At 57.3% G+C, this 21,409-nt stretch carries 22 protein-coding genes; 16 read left to right on the top strand and 6 right to left on the bottom strand.

Features of this window, described 5'->3' with window-relative positions:
* Positions 1–29: 29 nt before the first annotated feature.
* Entirely contained in the window at positions 30–743 is a 714-nt protein-coding gene (locus tag Z947_RS0108810; RefSeq protein ID WP_025043937.1) for a M48 family metallopeptidase, read from the bottom strand.
* A gap of 126 nt (positions 744–869) precedes the next feature.
* Here Z947_RS0108810 and Z947_RS0108805 point away from each other — a divergent pair, with 126 nt between their 5' ends.
* The 12 genes from Z947_RS0108805 to Z947_RS0108750 all read left to right on the top strand — a co-directional run bounded on the left by Z947_RS0108805 (position 870) and on the right by Z947_RS0108750 (position 10,817).
* Positions 870–1,103 carry a hypothetical protein gene (locus tag Z947_RS0108805; protein WP_025043936.1) on the top strand — a complete coding sequence of 78 codons (234 nt, stop codon included), beginning with the start codon at positions 870–872 and terminating at the stop codon, positions 1,101–1,103.
* A 16-nt stretch (positions 1,104–1,119) separates the two neighbouring features.
* Positions 1,120–1,995, top strand: a complete 876-nt coding sequence (locus Z947_RS0108800; RefSeq protein ID WP_025043935.1) for a branched-chain amino acid aminotransferase — start codon at positions 1,120–1,122, stop codon at positions 1,993–1,995.
* Between the two features lie 92 nt (positions 1,996–2,087).
* Entirely contained in the window at positions 2,088–2,546 is a 459-nt protein-coding gene (locus Z947_RS0108795) for a universal stress protein (protein WP_025043934.1), read from the top strand.
* Between the two features lie 101 nt (positions 2,547–2,647).
* The gene (locus Z947_RS0108790) at positions 2,648–3,208 is read left to right on the top strand and encodes a NifU family protein (RefSeq protein WP_025043933.1); all 561 of its coding nucleotides are present in this window, start codon (positions 2,648–2,650) and stop codon (positions 3,206–3,208) included.
* Positions 3,209–3,216: 8 nt separating this feature from the next.
* Positions 3,217–3,822, top strand: coding sequence for a tRNA (adenosine(37)-N6)-threonylcarbamoyltransferase complex dimerization subunit type 1 TsaB (gene tsaB, locus Z947_RS0108785; protein ID WP_025043932.1), 606 nt, complete (start codon positions 3,217–3,219; stop codon positions 3,820–3,822).
* Positions 3,819–4,265, top strand: coding sequence for a GNAT family N-acetyltransferase (locus Z947_RS0108780; protein ID WP_025043931.1), 447 nt, complete (start codon positions 3,819–3,821; stop codon positions 4,263–4,265). The genes tsaB and Z947_RS0108780 overlap by 4 nt, the downstream gene beginning before the upstream one ends.
* Before the next feature lie 102 nt (positions 4,266–4,367).
* Positions 4,368–5,366, top strand: a complete 999-nt coding sequence (locus tag Z947_RS0108775) for a BMP family lipoprotein (RefSeq protein ID WP_025043930.1) — start codon at positions 4,368–4,370, stop codon at positions 5,364–5,366.
* Positions 5,367–6,959, top strand: a complete 1,593-nt coding sequence (locus tag Z947_RS0108770) for an ABC transporter ATP-binding protein (protein ID WP_025043929.1) — start codon at positions 5,367–5,369, stop codon at positions 6,957–6,959.
* Position 6,960: 1 nt separating this feature from the next.
* The gene (locus Z947_RS0108765) at positions 6,961–8,076 is read left to right on the top strand and encodes an ABC transporter permease (protein ID WP_025043928.1); all 1,116 of its coding nucleotides are present in this window, start codon (positions 6,961–6,963) and stop codon (positions 8,074–8,076) included.
* Positions 8,076–9,044: an ABC transporter permease gene (locus Z947_RS0108760; protein WP_025043927.1), complete on the top strand. Its 969-nt coding sequence runs from the start codon at positions 8,076–8,078 to the stop codon at positions 9,042–9,044. Before Z947_RS0108765 ends, Z947_RS0108760 begins: the two co-directional genes overlap by 1 nt.
* A gap of 100 nt (positions 9,045–9,144) precedes the next feature.
* Positions 9,145–10,059 carry a sulfite exporter TauE/SafE family protein gene (locus Z947_RS0108755; protein ID WP_025043926.1) on the top strand — a complete coding sequence of 305 codons (915 nt, stop codon included), beginning with the start codon at positions 9,145–9,147 and terminating at the stop codon, positions 10,057–10,059.
* Entirely contained in the window at positions 10,059–10,817 is a 759-nt protein-coding gene (locus tag Z947_RS0108750) for a TIGR02186 family protein (RefSeq protein ID WP_037938815.1), read from the top strand. The genes Z947_RS0108755 and Z947_RS0108750 overlap by 1 nt, the downstream gene beginning before the upstream one ends.
* Before the next feature lie 25 nt (positions 10,818–10,842).
* Here Z947_RS0108750 and Z947_RS0108745 read toward each other — a convergent pair whose 3' ends face one another.
* The 5 genes from Z947_RS0108745 to Z947_RS0108725 all read right to left on the bottom strand — a co-directional run bounded on the left by Z947_RS0108745 (position 10,843) and on the right by Z947_RS0108725 (position 17,068).
* Complete coding sequence (locus Z947_RS0108745; RefSeq protein ID WP_025043924.1) at positions 10,843–12,381, bottom strand: ATP-dependent DNA helicase; 1,539 nt, start codon at positions 12,379–12,381, stop codon at positions 10,843–10,845.
* A gap of 51 nt (positions 12,382–12,432) precedes the next feature.
* Positions 12,433–13,068 carry an acyl-homoserine-lactone synthase gene (locus Z947_RS0108740; RefSeq protein ID WP_025043923.1) on the bottom strand — a complete coding sequence of 212 codons (636 nt, stop codon included), beginning with the start codon at positions 13,066–13,068 and terminating at the stop codon, positions 12,433–12,435.
* A gap of 116 nt (positions 13,069–13,184) precedes the next feature.
* Complete coding sequence (locus tag Z947_RS0108735) at positions 13,185–13,904, bottom strand: helix-turn-helix transcriptional regulator (protein WP_025043922.1); 720 nt, start codon at positions 13,902–13,904, stop codon at positions 13,185–13,187.
* A 370-nt stretch (positions 13,905–14,274) separates the two neighbouring features.
* Complete coding sequence (gene ccrA / locus Z947_RS0108730; RefSeq protein WP_025043921.1) at positions 14,275–15,555, bottom strand: crotonyl-CoA carboxylase/reductase; 1,281 nt, start codon at positions 15,553–15,555, stop codon at positions 14,275–14,277.
* Positions 15,556–15,673: 118 nt separating this feature from the next.
* Positions 15,674–17,068 carry a 1-acyl-sn-glycerol-3-phosphate acyltransferase gene (locus Z947_RS0108725; protein WP_025043920.1) on the bottom strand — a complete coding sequence of 465 codons (1,395 nt, stop codon included), beginning with the start codon at positions 17,066–17,068 and terminating at the stop codon, positions 15,674–15,676.
* Positions 17,069–17,134: 66 nt separating this feature from the next.
* On the opposite strand from Z947_RS0108725, the gene Z947_RS0108720 reads away from it, so the two are divergent.
* The 4 genes from Z947_RS0108720 (at position 17,135) to deoD (ending at position 21,408) form a co-directional block, all read left to right on the top strand.
* Positions 17,135–17,725 (top strand): GNAT family N-acetyltransferase, encoded by a 591-nt coding sequence (locus Z947_RS0108720; RefSeq protein WP_037938813.1) that lies wholly within the window; start codon positions 17,135–17,137, stop codon positions 17,723–17,725.
* 347 nt (positions 17,726–18,072) lie between these two features.
* Positions 18,073–20,040, top strand: coding sequence for a protein meaA (locus Z947_RS0108715; protein ID WP_025043918.1), 1,968 nt, complete (start codon positions 18,073–18,075; stop codon positions 20,038–20,040).
* Positions 20,041–20,193: 153 nt separating this feature from the next.
* Entirely contained in the window at positions 20,194–20,469 is a 276-nt protein-coding gene (locus tag Z947_RS0108710) for an H-NS histone family protein (protein ID WP_420804502.1), read from the top strand.
* Positions 20,470–20,703: 234 nt separating this feature from the next.
* A complete protein-coding gene (deoD, locus tag Z947_RS0108705; protein WP_025043916.1) occupies positions 20,704–21,408 on the top strand; it encodes a purine-nucleoside phosphorylase in 705 nt (234 codons plus the stop codon).
* The last annotated feature ends 1 nt before the right edge of the window (position 21,409 follow it).

Raw genomic sequence — 21,409 nt, 5'->3', positions numbered from 1 at the left:
CTTGAAACACAACATAGCGGCGCTGCACGTCAAAGCCCCGCAGCAGTCCGCCGCACCACGTCGATCCGCGAGGCATTCGGCGGATGTGTGCCAAGAAATTTGTCACCGGGATCGGGGATGCGGGTAAAGAACTCGGCCCCGCGCAGGGGGTCATATCCGGCGCGTTTGGTGATAATCGTGCCCAGCGCATCCGCCTCCAGCTCAAAGTCTTTTGAATAGCTGCGCGCGCCCACTTCGGCCCCCAGCTTTTGCGCACTTCGCACAGCTTCGGCACCGCCACCGGACAGGGTCGCGAGGCCCGCAAATATCACCGCCCCTGCCACAGCGTTTTGCTGCTGCCGCGCGATGTGGCCGCCAATATGGTGGGCCGCTTCATGGCCCAAGACAAAGGCCAATTCGTCCTCGTTACGGGCATCCGCGATCAGTGCCAATGTAAACGCCACAACAGGCCGCCCGTTTTTATCCAGCGTTTGAAATGCGTTAGCAGGCTGACCGGGGCGATCATCGACCACGATGTTGAAATCGCAATTCACCCCGGATGTGCGCGCGCGGCATTCACGCTCTGCCACAGGTTCAAGCGTTTGCACAACGCGCACGAAACTGCGAGCCGCCTGATTTGCCGACATTGCAGGGGTCGTGGACGGTGAAGGCACAGGCGCTGTCGGGGCCTGCCCAACCGGTGCCACGTCGCAGCCAGCAAGCAAAGCGGCGGCGGCAAGGGCCATGAGCGTCTGTTTGATCATCAGTCCGTCCTTTTTCACAGTCGTGCGATATACCATGTTAGCATGGCAGCTGCGGGGGACCAGCCCGAACGTATATCTTTGCAAAGCGACCTTGCAATGATCCGCCGAAAAGCACAGTTTCCCAACATGTTTACAATAGAACACGAATTTGATGCCTCGGTCATCACGCTTGTCGATGAAGGCGGTACACCTTTGCGCGAGGACGTGACGGTGCAGGCCTTTGCAAGCCAGATCACATTTGAACAATGGGATCCACGCACCGATACAATATCAAAGATCACCCTTTCCCCCGAGCAACTGCGCGACCTGACAGCGGCATTGAACCTGCCCGAAGGCATCTACCGCAGCGCCCCCGACTGACCAGCAAGGATCGAACATGGCAACCGGCACCAATATCAAAACCTATTACGACGGCGCATGGCATGATGGTGACCGCATGGTCATCAACGCCGCTGATCACGGGGCATGGCTTGGCACCACCGTCTTTGACGGGGCGCGGCTGTTTGACGGTCTGTCGCCTGATCTTGAAAAACACTGCGCACGGATCAACCGTTCAGCCGAAGCGTTGATGATCACACCGACCGTCAGTACCGAAGATATGGTGGCAACGGTGCGCGAAGGTTTGGCCAGCTATGCGCGAAACCAACCGGTTTATATCCGTCCGATGTATTGGGCGCTGGCGGGCGATGAACTGGGCATTGTGCCCCGCGCCGGCGCGACAGGCTTCGCGATTTCACTCGAAGAAATCCCGATGGCCCCGCCGGAGGCGGCAACGACCCTGACCCGCACGCGGTTCCGCCGTCCCGTGCTTGAAGACAATGTGGTCAACGCCAAAGCGGGCTGTCTTTACCCCAACAACGCGCGGATGATGGTCGAAGCACGTGCAAAGGGCTTCGGCAATGCACTGGTGGCGGATGCGATTGGAAATGTTGCAGAAACCGCGTCCGCGAATGTATTTATGGTCAAGGACGGCGAAGTTTTCACCCCCGTGCCAAACGGTACTTTTCTAGCGGGCATTACCCGCGAACGTCATATGATCAACATGCGGGCAGACGGCATGCAGGTGCATGAGGCGGTGCTGTCGTTTAACGATTTCCACGACGCCGACGAGGTGTTCCTGTCGGGGAATATGATGAAAGTTACCCCCGTCGCGGCATTTGACGATACGGTTTACGAAGTGGGCGCGAATGCAAACCCCGTGACCCGCCGTGTACGCGAGATGTATTGGGACTGGGCTGCCTCGGAACGCTAGGACCAAAGCGACGACAACAACAGGGCCAGAAACAGAATACGATTGCGCGGACCCTGCGCAATTGCGATGATCCGTGTCCAAGGAGAAATACAATGCGTAAGTTCCTCGTTGTGCTGGATGACAGCACCGAATGTCTGAATGCGATGCGCTTTGCAGCACTCAGAGCCAATCACACCGGCGGTGGCGTCGAGGTTTTGTCGGTGATCCCGCCGGATGAGTTCAACCACTGGATCGGAGTGGGCGACATCATGCGCGAAGAGGCCCGCGAGCGGATCGAAGTTCATTTCGAGGTGTTTGCCAAATGGATGCGCGACAAACAGGGCGTCGACCCCGAACTGGTCATCCGCGAGGGTGAACCGGCAGATGAAATCATCGCACAAATTGCGGATGACCCCGAAATCGGGGTGCTGGTGCTGGGGGCCTCCTCGGACAAGAAAAAGGGGCCCGGCCCTTTGGTTACCCAGCTGACCCGCTCGGCTGGCACCTTGCCTGTGCCGATCACCATTGTGCCCGGCGATCTCAGCAAGGAGCGGCTTGAGGCGATTACCTGAACTCTGGACCCTGCATCACAATGGGTTTAGAATGATTCCAAGACTTGAAAATGCGAGGTCTGATCCGCATATCAGCCCCAGACATCCAAAGGACGCGCAGCATGTTTATCCAGACCGAATCCACTCCGAACCCCGCCACGTTGAAGTTCCTGCCGGGACAATCCGTGCTTGAAGTCGGTACCGCCGATTTCCCAACGGCGGATACGGCGGGCGGCTCGCCACTCGCGCTGCGCTTGTTTGCCATTGATGGTGTCACCGGCGTTTTCTTTGGCACCGATTTTGTCACCGTGACAAAGGCCGATTCGATTGAATGGGACCACATCAAACCTGCGCTGTTGGGTGCGATCATGGAACATTACCAATCCGGCCAGCCGGTGATGGGCGAGGATCACCAAGCGACCTCAGGCCATGCAGAACACACCGGTGACGACGGCGAGATTGTCGGCCAGATCAAGGAGTTGCTGGACAGCCGTGTGCGTCCTGCGGTGGCTCAGGACGGCGGCGACATCACGTTCCACGGGTTCGAACGCGGCGTTGTTTATCTGCATATGCAAGGGGCCTGCGCCGGCTGCCCGTCATCTACGCTGACCTTGAAAATGGGCATCGAAAACTTGCTGCGCCACTACATTCCCGAAGTGACCGAAGTACGCCCCGTCGCCTGAGCGTCCTTATGTCCCCTCTGATACTGGCTTTCGACACCTCGGCTGCGCATTGCGCGGCCGCTGTGCTGTCTGGCGATGAAGTGCTGCAAAGCGCTCAAGAGCCGATGGCCAAGGGTCAGGCGGAACGGCTTTTGGGGCTATGTCAGGACCTGCTTGCGCAAGCGGGGGTAGAATTCCGCGCATTGGATGCCATCGGCGTTGGCATTGGCCCCGGGAATTTCACAGGCATCCGCATTTCGGTGTCTGCCGCGCGCGGACTGGCCTTGGGCCTTGGCATCGAAGCCGTCGGTGTCTCTGCGTTTGACGCGTTGCAGTTCGGCCAGACCGGTCCTTGCGCCTGCGCTGTGGATGGGCGGCGCGATCAGGTTTTTTTCAAAACCTATGGCCAACCCACACAGACCGCGCCGGCGTTGAAAGATCTTGCCGCTTTGCCCGCCTTTACCGGTCCGCTGATCGGCCATGGTGGCGATGCCCCGGCCTATCCTGTCGCGCAGGCCATCGCGCGGATCACGGCGACGCGTTTCACCACCGAAACTGCCCGCCCTGCGCCGCTTTATCTGCGCCCCGCGGACGCAGCGCCCGCCCGAGACAAAGCGCCGGCGATTCTGACGTGACCCCGCAGCACCTGTCGGCGCTGCATCACGCTGCCTTTAAAACCGAACGACCATGGGCGGCCTGCGAATTCGAATCTCTTTTAACCAGCGCCTATGTCGCGCTTTATGCGGTGCCGCAGGGGTTTGCCCTTGCGCGCACCATTGCCGGCGAATCCGAGCTTTTGACCCTTGCCGTTGATCCAGCCCACCAGCGCCAAGGGATCGGGCGTACCCTGACAATGGAGTGGCTGGCCGCAATCGCTCCGGTTGCCGATACCGCATTTCTGGAGGTTACCGCGGATAACAATGCCGCCCACGCGCTGTATTTATCCTTGGGTTTCAGCGAAATCGCCCGCCGCAGTGCGTATTATGCGCGTAAAAATGCAGCGCCGGCTGATGCGATTGTCCTGCGCCGCGACATAACCTCGGGTGATTCAAGTCTTCACATGCCAGAAAGCGGTTGACCCTGCCCCCCCGCTGCGCCCTAAATTACCCCTGATCGACTGATCTCGGGCAAGGGGCCGCTGCTGGCCCTGCCCCAACATTGAAAAACTGGGAGACATAACATGAGCCTTATGACCAAATTCATGGGTGCCGCGGCCGCAATGGCATTGAGCGCCGGTGCAGCATTGGCCGAACCTGCGCTGATTTTCGACCTTGGCGGCAAATTCGACAAATCCTTCAACGAAGCCGCGTTTGCCGGTGCCACACGTTGGGCCGAAGAAACCGGCGGCACGTTCCGCGACATCGAATTGCAATCCGAAGCACAGCGCGAGCAGGCTCTGCGCCGTTTCGCCGAAGCAGGTGCTAACCCGATCGTAATGACCGGTTTCGCGTTTGCAGACGCCTTGAGCCAAGTCGCACCTGACTATCCAGACACCAAGTTTGCGGTTGTCGATGTGAACTGGCTCGACCTGCCCAACGTACGTGGCATCGGTTTTGCGGAACATGAAGGCTCCTACCTTGTTGGCATGCTGGCCGCGCAAGCGTCCAAAACCGGCACCGTTAGCTTTATCGGTGGCATGGACATCCCGCTGATCCGCAAATTCGCCTGCGGCTTTGCCCAAGGTGCAGTGGCGGCGAATGCAGACGTCAAAGTCATCGCCAACATGACAGGCACAACGCCTGCCGCTTGGAACGACCCCGTTAAAGGCTCCGAACTGACCAAAGCGCAGATTTCCCAAGGCTCCGACGTCGTCTTTGCCGCGGCTGGCGGTACAGGTGTCGGCGTTCTGCAAACCGCAGCTGACGAGGGCATCCTGTCCATCGGCGTGGACAGCAACCAGAACCACCTGCACTCCGGCAAAGTTCTGACTTCCATGCTCAAGCGCGTGGACAATGCAGTCTTTGACGCGATGTCGCAGGGCACCGACCTTGAGACCGGTAACTTCACCATGACCCTCGCCAACGGTGGCGTCGGCTATGCGATGGACGAGCATAACAAAGACCTCGTAAGCGCGGACATGCAGTCGGCTGTTGATGCGGCTGCTGCGAAAATCGCGGATGGGTCGCTGGCTGTGCATGACTACAGCTCCGACGATACCTGCCCAGCACTGAGCTTCTAAGTGAGCGACCAAACTACAGCGAAGCGGCAGGCAACTGCCGCTTCCACTGCTCCCGCGATCGAGCTCAAAGGCATTTCCAAAGCCTTTGGTCCGGTTCAGGCCAACAAAGATATTTCGATCCGCGTCATGCCCGGCACGATCCACGGGATCATCGGGGAAAACGGCGCGGGGAAATCGACGCTGATGTCGATCCTTTACGGCTTTTACAAAGCTGACAAAGGCGAGGTTTGGATCAACGGGTCCAAGACCGCAATCACCGACAGTCAGGCGGCCATTGCCGCGGGCATCGGGATGGTGTTCCAGCACTTTAAACTGGTTGAAAATTTCACGGTGCTCGAAAATATTATTCTGGGTGCCGAAGACGGGCGGTTGTTGAAACCGTCACTGGCCAAAGCGCGCCGTTCGCTGGTGGAACTGGCCAATGACTACGGATTGAACGTTGATCCTGATGCGCTGATCCAGGACATCGGCGTTGGCATGCAGCAGCGGGTCGAGATCCTGAAGGCGCTGTATCGACAGGCCGACATCCTGATTCTGGACGAACCCACCGGCGTGCTCACCCCCGCCGAGGCGGACCAGTTGTTTCGCATTCTCGACCGGCTGAAATCCGAAGGCAAAACAATCATTCTGATCACCCACAAGCTGCGCGAGATCATGGAAACCACGGATACGGTTTCGGTCATGCGGCGCGGTGAAATGACCGCAACGGTTAAAACGTCAGAGACCTCTCCGGCGGAACTTGCCGAGCTGATGGTCGGGCGTAAGGTATTGTTACGGGTGGATAAAGTACCCGCAACGCCGGGCGACGTCGTGCTTGATGTCAAGGGCCTTAGGGTGATTGACGATAAGGGTGTCGAGCGTCTGCGCGGTATTGATCTACAGGTGCGCGCCGGCGAGGTGCTGGGCATTGCGGGTGTCGCGGGCAACGGGCAATCGGAACTGCTTGAGGTGTTGGGCGGCTATGCCGATGGCACCGGCGAAGTAACGCTGAACGGCGTTGCGCTGGACCTCACGGGCCGTTTGTCGGACGGGCAATCGCGACGTGCCCGCGGCATCGCCCATGTGCCGGAAGACCGCCAGCGCGAAGGGCTGATCATGGAATACCAGGCCTGGGAAAACACTGCGTTTGGCTATCACCATGACGCGGATTACCGCACGGGCCTGTTAATGAACAATGCCGCAATCCGCGAAGACACAGCCGAAAAGATGGAGCGTTTCGACGTGCGCCCGCCAAATCCGAAACTGGCGGCCAAGAATTTCTCGGGCGGCAATCAGCAAAAAATCGTACTGGCGCGGGAAATCGAACGAAACCCTGATCTGCTGCTCATCGGACAACCGACACGCGGCGTCGACATTGGTGCGATTGAATTCATCCACCAGCAAATCGTCGCCCTGCGCGATCAAGGCAAAGCGATCCTTCTGGTTTCAGTCGAGCTGGAAGAAATCCTTGCCCTCAGCGACCGGATTGCAGTGATGTTTGATGGTCAGGTGATGGGTGAACGGCTGCCGGATCAAACCGACGAGAAAGAACTGGGGCTGCTGATGGCTGGCATCACCGATACGGATGCGGCAAAAGCTGCAAAGGGGACATAGCATGGATGTGATGCCAAAATGGGCCGAAGTTGTCCTTGTGCCGCTGATTTCGCTTTTGCTTGCCGGCATCATCTCGGCGCTTGTGGTTTTGGCCATCGGTGAAGATCCGGTTGCGGCTGCAAAATTGATGGTGACCGGTGCGCTTGGTTCGACCTACGGTTGGGGCTATACCCTGTATTACGCGACGAATTTTATGTTCACGGGGTTGGCCGTCGCCATCGCTTTTCACGCGCGGCTGTTCAATATCGGGGGCGAAGGTCAGGCAATGTTGGGGGGCTTGGGCGTGGCTTTGGCCTGTCTCTATATTCCTTGGCCCCATTGGTCGCTGGCGCTGATCGGTGCCGCGGTGATGGCGGGGTTGTTCGGCGCAATCTGGGCCGCGATCCCTGCATGGTTGCAGGCCAAACGCGGCAGTCACATCGTCATCACAACGATCATGTTCAACTTTATCGCGGCCGCTTTGCTGAATTACGCACTGGTCAACATGTTGCGTCCCAAGGGCAGCATGGATCCGGCCACGGCCCGTTTTCCCGAGGCGACCAACCTGCCAACACTGCACGATTTGCTGGCCCCCTTGGGGATCGAGTTTTCCAAAGCCGCGCCCGCAAACGTGTCGCTGCTGGTCGCAATCGCCGCCTGTGTCGCGCTTTGGGTGCTGATCTGGCGCACGCGGCTGGGCTACGAAATCCGCGCCTACGGGCATTCTGAATCCGCCGCAAAATACGCGGGCATCTCGCCGGTGAAAATCACCATGATCGCCATGATCATTTCCGGTGCGCTGGCCGGTTTGATGGCAACCAACAACGTTATGGGCGAAGCCGAACGGCTGGTCCTGAACTCCACCGAGGGGGCCGGATTTATCGGTATTGCGGTCGCGTTGATGGGGCGTTCGCATCCTGTTGGTGTCTTTATCGCGGCGATCCTGTTCGGGTTTCTCTATCAAGGCGGGGCAGAACTAGCGCTGTGGACGTCAATCCCGCGTGAATTGATCGTGGTCATTCAGGCCCTTGTGATCCTGTTCACCGGCGCGCTCGACAACATGGTGCGCATGCCGCTTGAAAAGGTCTTTCTTGCCTTGCGAAATGCGCGCATGGCCAAAACGGGAGGCGTGGAATAATGGATTACCTCACGCTTATCCAATTGCTGGATTCAACCGTGCGCCTTGCGACGCCCCTGCTGCTGGCCTGTCTGGCTGGATTGTTCAGTGAACGTGCCGGTATTTTCGACATCGGTCTTGAGGGCAAGATGCTGGCGGCGGCGTTCTTTTCTGCCGCGGTCGCTTCGCTGACCGGCAATGTCTGGATCGGTCTTCTTGCCGGTGTCGGCGCATCGCTTGCGCTTGCGGCCCTGCATGGGATCGCGTCAATCACCTTTCGCGGCAACCAGTTGATCTCGGGTGTGGCGATCAACTTTCTCGCGGCAGGTATGACCGTGCTTATCGCGCAGGACTGGTTCCGCCAGGGCGGGCGCACCCCGTCTTTGGTGGGCGGTGCCCGCTTCGAGGGGATTACCCTGCCCGGTGCAGAGGCCATCGCAGATGTCCCCCTTATCGGGCCGCTTTATGCGGAATTGATTTCGGGCCATTCGATCCTTGTTTACATGGCGTTCGCCGCCGTGCCGTTGACATGGTGGCTGCTTTATCGCACCCGCTTTGGTCTGCGTCTGCGGGCCGTGGGCGAAAACCCCGCCTCGGTAGATACCGCTGGGATCTCCGTTGTTGGATTGCGCTATGCCGCTGTTGCCATTTGTGGCGTGCTTTGCGGGATTGCGGGTGCCTATCTTAGCACCGCGTTGCAGGCGGGTTTTGTCAAAGACATGTCAGCAGGGCGCGGATTTATCGCATTGGCCGCACTGATCTTTGCCAAATGGCGGCCATGGTATGCGCTTTGGGCGACGCTGTTGTTTGGTCTGTTCGGCGCGCTTGAAACCCGTCCCGATGTGATCGAAGCGGTGATCGGCATGAAGGTACAGGGCCAGTTGCTTGGGGCGCTGCCCTATATCATGACGGTGGTTATTCTGGCAGGGTTCGTTGGCAAAGCGATCCCGCCAAGAGCAGGCGGAGAGCCATATGTGAAAGAGCGCTAAACCGGCCGCGATAAGGCCAGTTTGCGCGACCCATAGGTCCTTTGCGGTGACGCACCGTAAGGACCGTTGATTTGATACAACCATCGCGCTAAGGGGACTCATGCAAATCTATCTTCCTATCGCCGAAGTATCGGTCAACGCCTTCCTCTTGCTGGGGCTGGGCGGACTGGTGGGGGTCCTTTCGGGTATGTTCGGCGTCGGCGGCGGTTTCTTGATGACGCCGCTTTTGTTTTTCATCGGCATCCCGCCAGCGGTGGCCGTGGCAACCGAAGCAAACCAGATCGTTGCATCCTCCTTCTCCGGCGTTTTAGCGCATTTCAAGCGAAAGACGGTGGATCTCAGGATGGGCACCGTGCTGCTGATCGGCGGTTTGGTCGGTGCGGCACTGGGGGTACTGGTTTTTAACTACCTCAAAGCGCAGGGTCAGGTCGATCTGCTGGTCAAGCTTTGTTACGTGGTTTTCCTTGGTGTCATCGGCGGATTGATGTTTCTGGAATCGCTCAATGCGATCCGAAATACCAAAAAGGGCAAAGCCCCGCCGCGCAAGAAACATAACTGGATCCACGGCCTGCCTTTCAAAATGCGATTTCGCGTTTCAGGTTTGTATATTTCCGTTATTCCCCCGCTGCTTGTCGGCGTTGCCGTTGGTATTCTGGCCGCGATCATGGGTGTTGGCGGCGGATTCATTATGGTGCCGGCGATGATTTATCTCTTGGGCATGCCGACCAAAGTGGTTGTCGGAACGTCGCTGTTCCAGATTATATTCGTGACCGCGTTCACGACCATGCTGCACGCCACCACCAACTATACCGTTGATATTGTGCTGGCTGTCCTTTTGCTCGTGGGTGGTGTGATCGGCGCGCAAATTGGCGCAAGGATCGGCGTCAAGATGAAAGCCGAACAGCTGCGCATTCTATTGGCGATGATGGTTCTGGGCGTTTGCGGCAAGCTGGCGATGGACCTGCTGTTGCAGCCTTCAGAACTCTATTCCCTTGGCGCGGCGGGCGGACACTGATGCGCGGTTTGGTTCTTGCATTCGCCCTGCTCCTCGCGCTGCCTGCCTGGGCAGAAGATATCGTGCTGGGGCTCAGCAGCGATCAGGTGTCGATCAACACCAACTTTGACGGGTCCGAAATCCTTATTTTCGGCGCGGTGAAACGGGACGCCCCTGCCCCCGACGAGCCACGTTTGCAAGTGATTGTCACAGTTGCCGGCCCGTCCGAACCGGTGACGGTACGGCGCAAGGAAAAGCGGTTTGGCATCTGGGTTAATGTCGACGCCGTCGAGGTGGATCACGCCCCCAGCTTTTATGCCGTATCGACCAGCACAGTGCTGGGGCTGGCCCTTTCCGAAACCGAGGACCAGCGTCACAGCGTTTCGATTCCCCGCGCGATCCGGTCTGTGGGCGCGCCGATGAATATCACCGACAGCGAAAGCTTTTCCCAAGCGCTGATCCGTATCAAGTCGGCATCAAACCAATATCAGCTTAACGAAGGTACGGTCAGCGTTGATGAACAAACGCTGTTTCGCACGGCGATCAAATTGCCCGCGGCCCTGACCGAAGGCGATTATAAAACACGCATCTTTCTGACGCGGGGTGGCGACGTCATTTCCAAATACGAAACCAGCATTTTCGTGCGCAAGGTCGGCATGGAGCGTTGGCTGTTTCGTATGTCACGCGAAAGCGCATTTTTATACGGGTTGATGTCACTGGCAATTGCCATTGCCGCCGGTTGGGGCGCGTCAGCCGTATTTTCCGCTTTCCGCCGCTGATCGAACAAAACCGTTTGTCTGTGATCTAAAGAAACTGTTCCGGTTCCGGCGCGTCCAGTGTCAACGGGGCCGCTGGAACCGATTTAAGGTCATCCACCACCAAAGGTCCGCTGGGCTTGGACAAGCGGTTGCGCACAACCCAGATCAGACGTTCCTGCGCACGTGTGATGGCAACATAGGCCAGTCGTTTCCACAGTGGCTGTCCCGCCTCCATCCGGCCCATTCGGGCGGCAGCATATAGATCCGGTGCAAATACCTGTACGTTTTCCCACTGGCTACCCTGCGCCTTGTGAATGGTCACGGCCGCGCCATGCAAAAAGGTGGCCCCCATACGGGCTGCAAATGGAATAAACGGTTCCTCCTCGTCAGGCTTTTCGATTTTCACAATCGACGCGGCGCTGACCTGCGGGTCTTCCGCGCCCATCACATGCAACCGGCTGAACCCCGGTTTGCGCCCGTCACCAAGCCAGATCACCTGCGCCCCTTTGATCAACCCGCGCGCTTCGAGGTCCAGCCGTTTCTTACGGTGTTTCAAGGGCAGTTCGATGCCATCACAGATCAGCGGCTCACCGGCCAGCAGCGCATCCTCGGGCGCGCTATGCACCGACCGGAAAGCATTGATCAGACGGATGCGCGTCGCGTTGCGCCACACCAGCACCGGTGAACGCGCCATCAGATCCACTTCGACCCGTTGTCCCCAAACGACGCGGTCATCTTTCTTGGACGCCTCTTCGATCATGCGTTCGAACTGTTCAAACCCCAAATCGGGATCGGCCAGCGCATGGGCCAGATCAAGGATCGGGTTGCCCGCATCCTGCCGGAAAATCCGGTTCAGGTTCATCACGCGCTCTTCTGGCAATTTCTCAAAGACCATGGTGCCGGACTGGTTCACAGGGGCCAATTGTGCCGGATCGCCGAACAGCAAGAGTGTTGGAAAGATCTCCTTAAGGTCTTCGAACTGCTTGTCATCCAACATTGAGGATTCATCCACAAAACCGATGTCCAAAGGTTCCTCGCGCCGTTTCCAGCCGGTGATGAAATCCGACCCGCGCAGACCGGCAGCGGCCAAGGCACCGGGGATAGATTTGTTATTCGCATAAAACGCCGCGGCGCGGTCGAGCGATATCTCGGTCAGCCCTTCAATTTCGGGGCGTTCGCCGTTCCCCGCCAGCCATTCGGCGATGCGTTCATATTCGGGGTCATAAACAGGGGTATAAAGAATGCGGTGAATGGTTGTTGCAGGCACGCCGCGCAACCGCAGAACACTGGCGGCCTTGTTGGTCGGTGCAAGAATGGCGAGCGTGCGCTTGTCCTTGCGCTTCTTGCTTTCGTAATCGCCCGAGATGACCTCAACGCCTGCGGCTTCCAAAGCCCTATACAGTTCAGCCAACAACAGCGTCTTGCCCGACCCCGCCTTGCCGGTCACGGCCATCACCTGTTCGGCCCCGCCGGCCGGCGGCATCAACAGGCTGTCGTCCAGATCAATGCCCGCATGGCGCAGCATCTCTGCCACAGCGTCAAAGGCGGCGGCCTGATCGTCGGAATAGGTAAGTTCGGTGCTCATGCCCCCTGTCTACGCAAGGCGGACAGGGGGGGCCAGCAGGATTGCACAGCCTCAGGCGGTTTTCGCCCAAGGGTGGCGGCGCTGATTGCCCATGGCCTGATCAAACCAGAACCGTGACTGTTCCGGCGGGACACCGGCACGGGCACTGACAAGCGCCTGAGCCTGTGCACAGAAATCCCACAACCCGACCGAAATTTTCGCAGCGCCTTCGCCCTCGCTGCCCAATACTTCGGGCGAGGATCCAATCATCCTGTAAATCCGCACCATACGTGCATCAAACACCCCGACGAAGTGCTTGATGCCAAAGCCTTGCATGATTTCCCCACCGCCCAGCATCAAAGCGGCGGCAACATGCCCGCCCGCCCCACGTTTCAGGCAGAACCGTGTGCATTCCCAAATCAGCGGACTGGTGACCGGCCCTTCAATGAGATGACCGAAATGTTCGTTTACCATCACCGGACCCGTAGTCGGCAAAAATCGCATAGAGCCGCCGTGGCTGCCGTCGGGCTCTTCCCAGATCACATAGAGCGGGTTCAACGCGTCATACGCATCGCGTTCTTCGCCTTGCGCGTCTACGTCCACCTCCCAGCCCAACCGCTTTTTGAACTGGTCCGCACGATCCAGAAACATGGATTTTGCAAGGCGCGGATGGTGGTGCAATTCGTCAGCATAAAGGTAACGCAGCATAGGGATCTCCGGTCAAACTGGTTTATGACCAAAGAGTTACCCCAACGCCCGTTAACGTGGCAGCAAGGGAGCGTGCGCACCTACGGCGCATTGTGCAACAGTGTCGGCAGGCAGCATCACACGACGATCAATCCACGGCTTAGCGCGCGCGCCACTGCATGGGTGGTGTTGAGCGCGCCCAGCTTGAACCGCGCGCTTTCGATGTAGACACGCAGCGTGTGTTCCGAAATCGACAGTGAATTGGCGACCTGTGCGCGGTTATATCCGATGGCCAGCAAGGTCATTGCATCCACTTCGCGCGGACTAAGCGCTTGTCCAACATCCGGCGTCCGGCCCGGTTCAAACTCCAGCGCCTTTTCATTCAGGAAATGGGCAATCAGGATCAATTCGCGCCGGTGTTTTTGGGTAAAAATCGCCCATGCATCATCGTCACAGCTGTGGTTGATCGTAAACAAGGCGAATTGCCCGTTCGGTCCGCGCACCGGGATCGAATACCCCTGATTGCCCAGACCATATTCTATCGCCTCAAGCTGGAAGGCGCGCACGGCCTTGGAAGACCAATCGAGCTGTTTCCAGTCGACGGGGTGAAACCTTTGGAAACACCCGATAACGACAGGGTCGATCCGCAGGTAGTTCTGATCAATGTATCGTTGCTGCCATGCGACTGAATACGTTCCGCACCCGTATTGATCGCCGGCGGAATCCACCCAATGATAGGCGATATGATCCACTTCCAGATTTTGCTGTAAGGCTTCCGTCGCCTCTTGGAGGCCAACAAGCGTGTCAGCTTGTTCCAAACTCTCCAGTATGAACTCCAATTGCGGTGTCTTGCCCATGCGTATGCGCTTGCGTCCTCTCTTCAAGCGACGCGATCTCAGCCAAAGCCACAATTGCAGTGTCGTCCAACTGTTCCGCCAAGGCGGGTAATTCGACCGACAATGCGAAAGTTTTCAAATCAGCCAGAACGTCTAAAATCCAGTCATTTCGCATATGTAGACTCGCCTCCAATTGGTTAACAGATCGTTAACACAACCCTAGCATGTGTTCATAATTGAAAGATATTCACTGGTTTCCACTCCCCAGATATGGCGAGGCGGCGTTTTCCAAGTCTTTGATCCATTTAACACTCGCCTAAAACAGCAAAAGGCCCGCGAACCACCAAAGCGATTCGCGGGCCAGTGTTTCCAATCAGGAAACAATCAGAGGTTAACCACGGGCGTCCAGTGCGTCTTCCAGCGTACGCAAGCCCGTCTTCGGCGATTGCACCAGCACTGACATGTTGCCGGGCTTATGCTCGTTGCGCAGCATTTTCATGTGCGCTTCGGGCAGATCATTCCACGTAAACACTTCGGACATGCAAGGATCAAGCCGGCGCTCAAGCATCAGCTTGTTGGCGGAAGATGCCTGTTTGAGGTGGGCAAAGTGGCTGCCTTGCAGGCGCTTCTGGTGCATCCACATATAGCGTACGTCGAAGGTCAGGTTAAAACCGGAGGTCCCCGCACAGATAACGACCATGCCGCCCTTTTTCACAACAAATGTGGACACAGGGAAGGTCGCCTCGCCGGGGTGTTCAAACACCATATCGACGTTCACACCTTTGCCGGTGATGTCCCAGATCGCTTTGCCGAACTTGCGCGCCTCTTTGAACCACTCGGCGTATTCAGGCGTGTTCACTGTGGGCAGTTGGCCCCAGCAGTTAAAGTCCTTGCGGTTCAGAACGCCTTTGGCCCCGAGATCCATCACAAAATCGCGTTTGCTTTCGTCTGAAATCACACCGATCGCGTTGGCCCCTGCTGTATTGATCAGCTGGATTGCATAGGAGCCCAAACCGCCCGACGCGCCCCAGACCAGTACGTTTTGGCCGGGCTTCAGGTCATGTGGTTCGTGGCCGAACAACATGCGGTACGCGGTGGCAAGGGTCAGTGTGTAGCAAGCCGCCTCTTCCCATGTCAGGTGCTTGGGGCGCGGCATCAACTGCTGCGCTTGCACGTTGGTGAACTGCGCGAAAGACCCGTCCGGTGTTTCGTAGCCCCAGATACGCTGTGACGGCGAATACATCGGATCACCGCCGTTGCATTCCTCGTCATCGCCATCATCCTGGTTACAGTGGATCACCACTTCGTCACCGACTTTCCAGCGCTTGACCTTGTCACCCACAGCCCAAACGATGCCTGATGCATCGGAGCCCGCAATGTGGAACGGCTGTTTGTGACCGTCAAACGGGCTGATCGGCTCCCCCAGTGACGCCCAAACGCCGTTATAATTCACACCGGCGGCCATCACGAGGACAAGCACATCGTGGCTGTCGAGCTCGGGCACATCCACAATCTCTTGCAGCATCGCTTTGTCAGGTTCGCCGTGACGTTCGCGGCGGATTGTCCATGCATACATCTGTTTCGGGACATGACCCATCGGGGGCATTTCACCAACCTCATAGAGGTCCTTTTCAGGTGCGTCATATTGCGCGACGTTTGAATCGAGTGCCATGGGCGGCCTCCTGTGGGTAAATCAACTGAATTGCCGCGATGCAGAATCGCGTCGGTGTAGGAATGGGATATGAGGCACCGCGCAACAATGCAACACCTGAACTGCTGATTTTGTAACTTTATGACCCCGCAGTCGCAGAAAAATCCTTTGCGGCCGCAGCATCGCTCTTGAAAAAATGGGCAATCGAGTTGGCGTAGAAATTCAACAGCGGCTGTTTTCCGGCGACGATATACCAGTTGCCGTCGCGTTGCTCGATCAATTTGCGGCTCGCGAGCCCCTCGATCCCTCTGGAGATTTCGAGCGCCCTGCCCTCAGCGTCCACGCTGCGGTTTCCCTGCGGGACCGCATCAAACAGCGCCGCAGCCTGTTCGCGCAATGCCGCGTCACCGATACCATCCCGTCCCAGCAACACATGGCACACCGCCGGAACCGCCAGAACAGGCATCACCCCCGAAATCCGCGACATCAACTCTTTGGATAACTCCCGCACTTCCATCTCGGACCCCGCCGCACGCAGCGACAGAGGGGGGCCGAAGGCGACAGCGGCAGTGCCAAAACGGGTCTCCTGAAAGGTCATCCGTTGCCAGAGCTTGCGCAGGATAAACCCCACAACGACGGAGATGCGCGCGCCAAAGCGCCGGTCGCCGCGTTCGTGTGCCGCGATCAGCACGACATCTTCCAGCACACGGTCATAATTGATCGCGACCGGCACAAACACCACATCGCGCGCGCCTTCGGGGTCGAACCCTTCAACAAGATAGGACATCAACCCCAATTTCGGTGGTTGCAATTTGCCTGTCAGGCTTAAACCGCCTTCGGGGTAAAACGCCTGATTGACCCCGCCTTCGGTTGCCATCTGCACGTAACGGGCCAGCACCTTGCGATAAAGCGCACCACGTGAGCGGCGTCGGATAAAGTAAGCCCCCAGTGATTTGATGAGCCAGCTGAGCGGCCAGACCCGCGCCCATTCCCCTACCGCATAAGACAGGGCGGAATCGCGGGCAGCCAAATAGGTCACCAGCACGTAATCCATATTGCTGCGGTGGTTCATGACAAAGACCACTGTGGCGTCTTTCGGGATCTCGTTGAATATCTCGTTGTTCGTTTCCGAACTTTCGATCCTGTAAACGAAATTCGCCAAAAGGCGGGTCAGCCGGATCGCAAAACTGAAATAGGCAAAGGCTGAAAAGCTCGGCACGATTTCACGCGCATAGACCCGCGCTTTTTCAAAGGCGACGTTTTCGGGCACTTTGTGTTCACGGGCATAATTCACAATCTCGCGCGTCACTTCGGGATCGTAGATCAGGCGTTGGATCATGTCATAGCGCCGCGCCAGCTTGAAAGGTTCGATCGGGCGCTTCAAACGGGTGTTCAGCCGCTTCACCGCCCTTTCCAAACGTCGTCGGAAAAACCAGCGTACCGAAGGCAACAGAAAATGGCTAAGCGCGGTGACCGCTGCGAACAGCATGATCAGCACGAAGAGCCAGAGAGGAAGTTGCACGGTCTGAGTCATGGCCGCACCCTTGCAGTGTCGCAGGCCAAGAACAATATATGATCTAGGTTGCATGGGGGCCGGCACGTGGATTTCACGATCACTAAAGGATTTTTACAACAGGAACGCGCAGAGGTGGCCGTGCTGTATTGGGAGGCTTTCGCGCAAAAGTTGCACTATGTCCTTGGCCCACGCCATAAGGCACTGCACTTTATCGCGGCTCAATTACAGCCGGATTTCGCGCTGGTCGCGCGCGGAGCAAAGGGGACCATCCTTGGCGTTGCCGGTTTCAAAACATCAAAGGGTGCCTTGATTGGCGGTGAATTGCCCGACATCGCACGCACCTATGGCTGGTTGTCGACCTGCTGGCGCGCGCCCCTGTTGTTGATGGTTGAACGTGATCTGGCCGACGGTATTTTGTTGATGGATGGTATTTGCGTCTCCGCGCAGGCGCGGGGCATGGGGCTGGGCACCGCCCTTTTGGGCGCGATCAAAAACGAGGCTGCCGCGCAGGGGCTGAGCGCTGTCCGGCTTGACGTGATTGACAGTAACCCGCGCGCCCGCGCACTTTATGAACGCGAGGGGTTTGAGCCCATCGGACAAGAAAACCTTGGCCTGCTTCAACACGTATTCGGGTTCAAAAGCAGCACGAAAATGCTGTGCCCTATTGCCGCTTGAATGGTTCCCAAACCCACTGGGTATTGGATACCTAGAATTCGCTTAAACACAGGGGGCAATCTGGCGTCGCTGTAACGACGCGTCCCGGCCTTGCCTCGTTTTTCAAAGGCGCATCTGCCTCGCCCCCCGCACCACCGACGCACAGCGGTATCGAAATAATAGACTTCACTTCTTTTGGTCCCGTCACAGTATTCATCGACAGGATGCCGCGCCAGCTATCCCTATGCTTGCCTTGCGTCATTTCCCGTCGCATCATGCCGCAACGCAGCGAATTGACATTGGTATAAAATGTCTCGTAAACAGCAATTCACGCAAGATTATTGCCAACCCGATTCAAGGAGCCTTCCATGTCCGAGCAAACCAAAGACCGTCCATGGCTGATCCGTACTTATGCGGGCCACTCTACCGCTGAGGCATCGAATGCCCTGTATCGTGCGAACCTGGCCAAGGGGCAGACCGGCCTGTCCGTCGCCTTCGACCTGCCGACACAAACCGGCTATGACAGCGATCATATCCTGTCGCGCGGCGAGGTCGGTAAGGTCGGTGTGCCCGTCAGCCATCTAGGTGATATGCGGATGCTTTTCCGCGACATTCCTCTCGACCAGATGAACACGTCGATGACAATCAATGCGACCGCACCTTGGTTGCTGGCCCTCTATATCGCTGTGGCAGAGGAACAGGGTGCAGATATTTCAGCCCTGAATGGCACCGTTCAAAACGATCTGATCAAAGAATACCTGTCACGCGGCACTTATATCTGCCCGCCTGCCCCTTCGCTCAAAATGATCGCGGATGTGGCAGAGTATTGTTATACAAATGTCCCGAAATGGAACCCGATGAACGTGTGTTCCTATCACCTGCAAGAAGCCGGTGCGACGCCCGAACAGGAATTGGCATTCGCTTTGGCCACCGCCACCGCCGTTCTTGATCAATTGCGCCCGCGTGTGGATGAAAAGGACTTTCCGGCTTTGGTCGGGCGTATTTCATTCTTTGTGAATGCCGGTATTCGTTTCGTCACTGAAATGTGCAAGATGCGTGCCTTTGTCGACCTTTGGGACGAAATCTGTCTTGAACGATATGGCGTTGAAGAAGCGAAATACCGTCGTTTCCGCTATGGGGTGCAGGTCAATTCGCTTGGCCTTACGGAACAGCAGCCGGAGAATAACGTCTACCGTATTCTTATCGAAATGCTGGCGGTGACCCTGTCGAAAAAGGCACGTGCCCGCGCTGTGCAATTGCCTGCCTGGAACGAAGCACTTGGCCTGCCGCGCCCGTGGGATCAACAATGGTCCATGCGGATGCAGCAAATTCTAGCGTATGAAACCGACCTTCTGGAATTCGACGATCTGTTCGACGGCAACCCTGCGGTCGACAAAAAGGTCGAGGAATTGAAAGCCGGTGCGCGTGCGGAACTGGCGCTGCTGGACGGTATGGGCGGCGCAATCGACGCCATCGACTATATGAAAGGCCGACTGGTCGAGAGTAATTCGGACCGTTTGGGCCGCATTGAAGCTGGGGAAACAGTGGTTGTCGGCGTGAACAAATGGCAGCAGGGCGAACCATCGCCCCTGATGACAGGAGATGGCGGGATCATGGTTGTCGATCCGGCCGTTGAAGCGGAACAAATTGGCCGCCTGAATGCGTGGCGGGCCGAACGCAACGAGGGTGAGGTCAAAGCCGCACTGGCCGACCTGCGTGCCGCAGCCGCCGAAGGACGCAATGTCATGCCAGCATCTGTCGCTGCGGCAAAGGCGGGGGTAACTACCGGCGAATGGGCCGCGCAAATGCGCACCGTTCATGGTGAATACCGCGGGCCCACCGGCGTTGCCAAAGGACAATCCAACAAAACCGAAGGGCTGGATGATCTGCGCGCTGCTGTCGATGCCGTGAGCGACAAACTGGGACGTCGATTGAAATTCCTTGTCGGGAAACCCGGCCTTGACGGGCATTCGAACGGTGCGGAACAAATTGCCGTGCGGGCCCGTGATTGCGGCATGGATATCGCGTACGAAGGTATCCGTCTGACCCCGTCAGAGATCGTCGCAGCCGCCCGCAAGGACGACGCCCATGTCGTTGGTTTGTCGATACTTTCGGGGTCGCATATTCCCTTGGTTGAAGATCTGGTTGCCCAAATGCGCGCGGCAGGTTTGGGGCATATCCCTGTAATTGTCGGCGGGATTATCCCCGATGATGATGCCGCACGTCTGAAAGCAATGGGCGTTGCACGGGTATATACGCCCAAAGACTTCGAATTGAATACAATTATGCAGGACATCGTCACCCTAGCCGATCCAAAGGCAACAGCAGCCGAATAGGCCTGCCACAAAACAATCCTTTATTTCGGTTAGGAGTTGGTTAATCACGTTTGAAATAGACTGCGTAAAAAGGGGATTAATCCTATGTCTTTCGACCTGAAATCAATGACCCGTAAAGAGCTGGAAAAACATCTTAAGGATGTAAAGAAAGCTTTGGCCAGCGCGCAGGCACGTGACCGACGCGAGGCCAAAAAAGCCGCAGAAAAAGCCGCCGCCGAATTCGGCTTTTCGCTGGATGAATTGTCTGAAAACGCACCGGCCCCTCGCAAGGTAGTGAAAAGCAAAGCCAAGAAAACAAAGGTTAAATCGAAACCTATGTACGCCAACCCGGCTGACCCCGACCAAACATGGACGGGCAAAGGACGACAACCAAATTGGTTTCGTGAAGCCGTTGCAAATGGCACAAATCCAGACGCGATGAAGATCTAAACCATATCCCGCTGTGATTGAAGGCGCGCCACCGATCACCGGCCGCGCGCCTTCGCAGGCGGCGCATTTCAGCATAACAAACTGATTCGAATAGGTAATTCACCCGCAGATTGAATATTCCCGCCATAGGAACAAGCGATTGACGTTACGCACGTCTTGCGTGATTTCATCTCTTCCCTATTGCCCCTCCCGCCAGTAGGTGCACTCTGCGTATCCAGAAAAAAGGAGTTTTCTATGACCGTCCATATCGGTGCCGCCCCCGGAGAAATTGCCCCAACCGTTTTGATGCCGGGCGATCCCTATCGTGCGAAATGGGCAGCTGAAACGTTTCTGAAAGATGCCAAGCTGGTTAATGAAGTGCGCGGTATGCTGGGTTTCACCGGCACGTGGAACGGCAATCCTGTGACAATTCAGGGGTCGGGCATGGGAATGCCATCGCTTTCGATCTATGCGAATGAGCTGATCAGCGAATATGACGTGCAAACCCTTATCCGCATCGGGTCTTGTGGCGGGATGCAGGCGCATGTCGGCATTCGCGATGTCATCATCGCGATGACGGCCAGCACAATTACTTCCCCTTCTTCTGCTATTTTCCGTGAATTCAATTTCGCGCCGACGGCCGATTGGTCCTTGTTGCGCGCCGCCGTTGCCGCGGCAGAAACACGGGATACGAAAACGCATGTCGGCGGCATCTATTCATCCGATGTGTTCTACGCCGAACGCCCCGATCTGGATGAACAAATGGTGCGCCACGGTATTCTCGGTGTTGAGATGGAAGCGGCGGAGCTTTACACGCTCGCCGCCCGTCACGGGCGGCGCGCATTGGCTGTGCTCACCGTATCGGACCATTTGCAAACCGGGGAGGCATTGCCCTCCGAAGATCGCGAAAAGACCTTTGGCGATATGGTCGAAATCGCGCTTGAGGCGGCGTTTGCCTAAA

The organism is Sulfitobacter geojensis (assembly GCF_000622325.1).
GTDB classification, from domain to species: domain Bacteria; phylum Pseudomonadota; class Alphaproteobacteria; order Rhodobacterales; family Rhodobacteraceae; genus Sulfitobacter; species Sulfitobacter geojensis.
The sequence above is the reverse complement of the archived record's forward strand: the minus strand, read 5'-3'. Positions and strand labels throughout refer to the sequence as shown.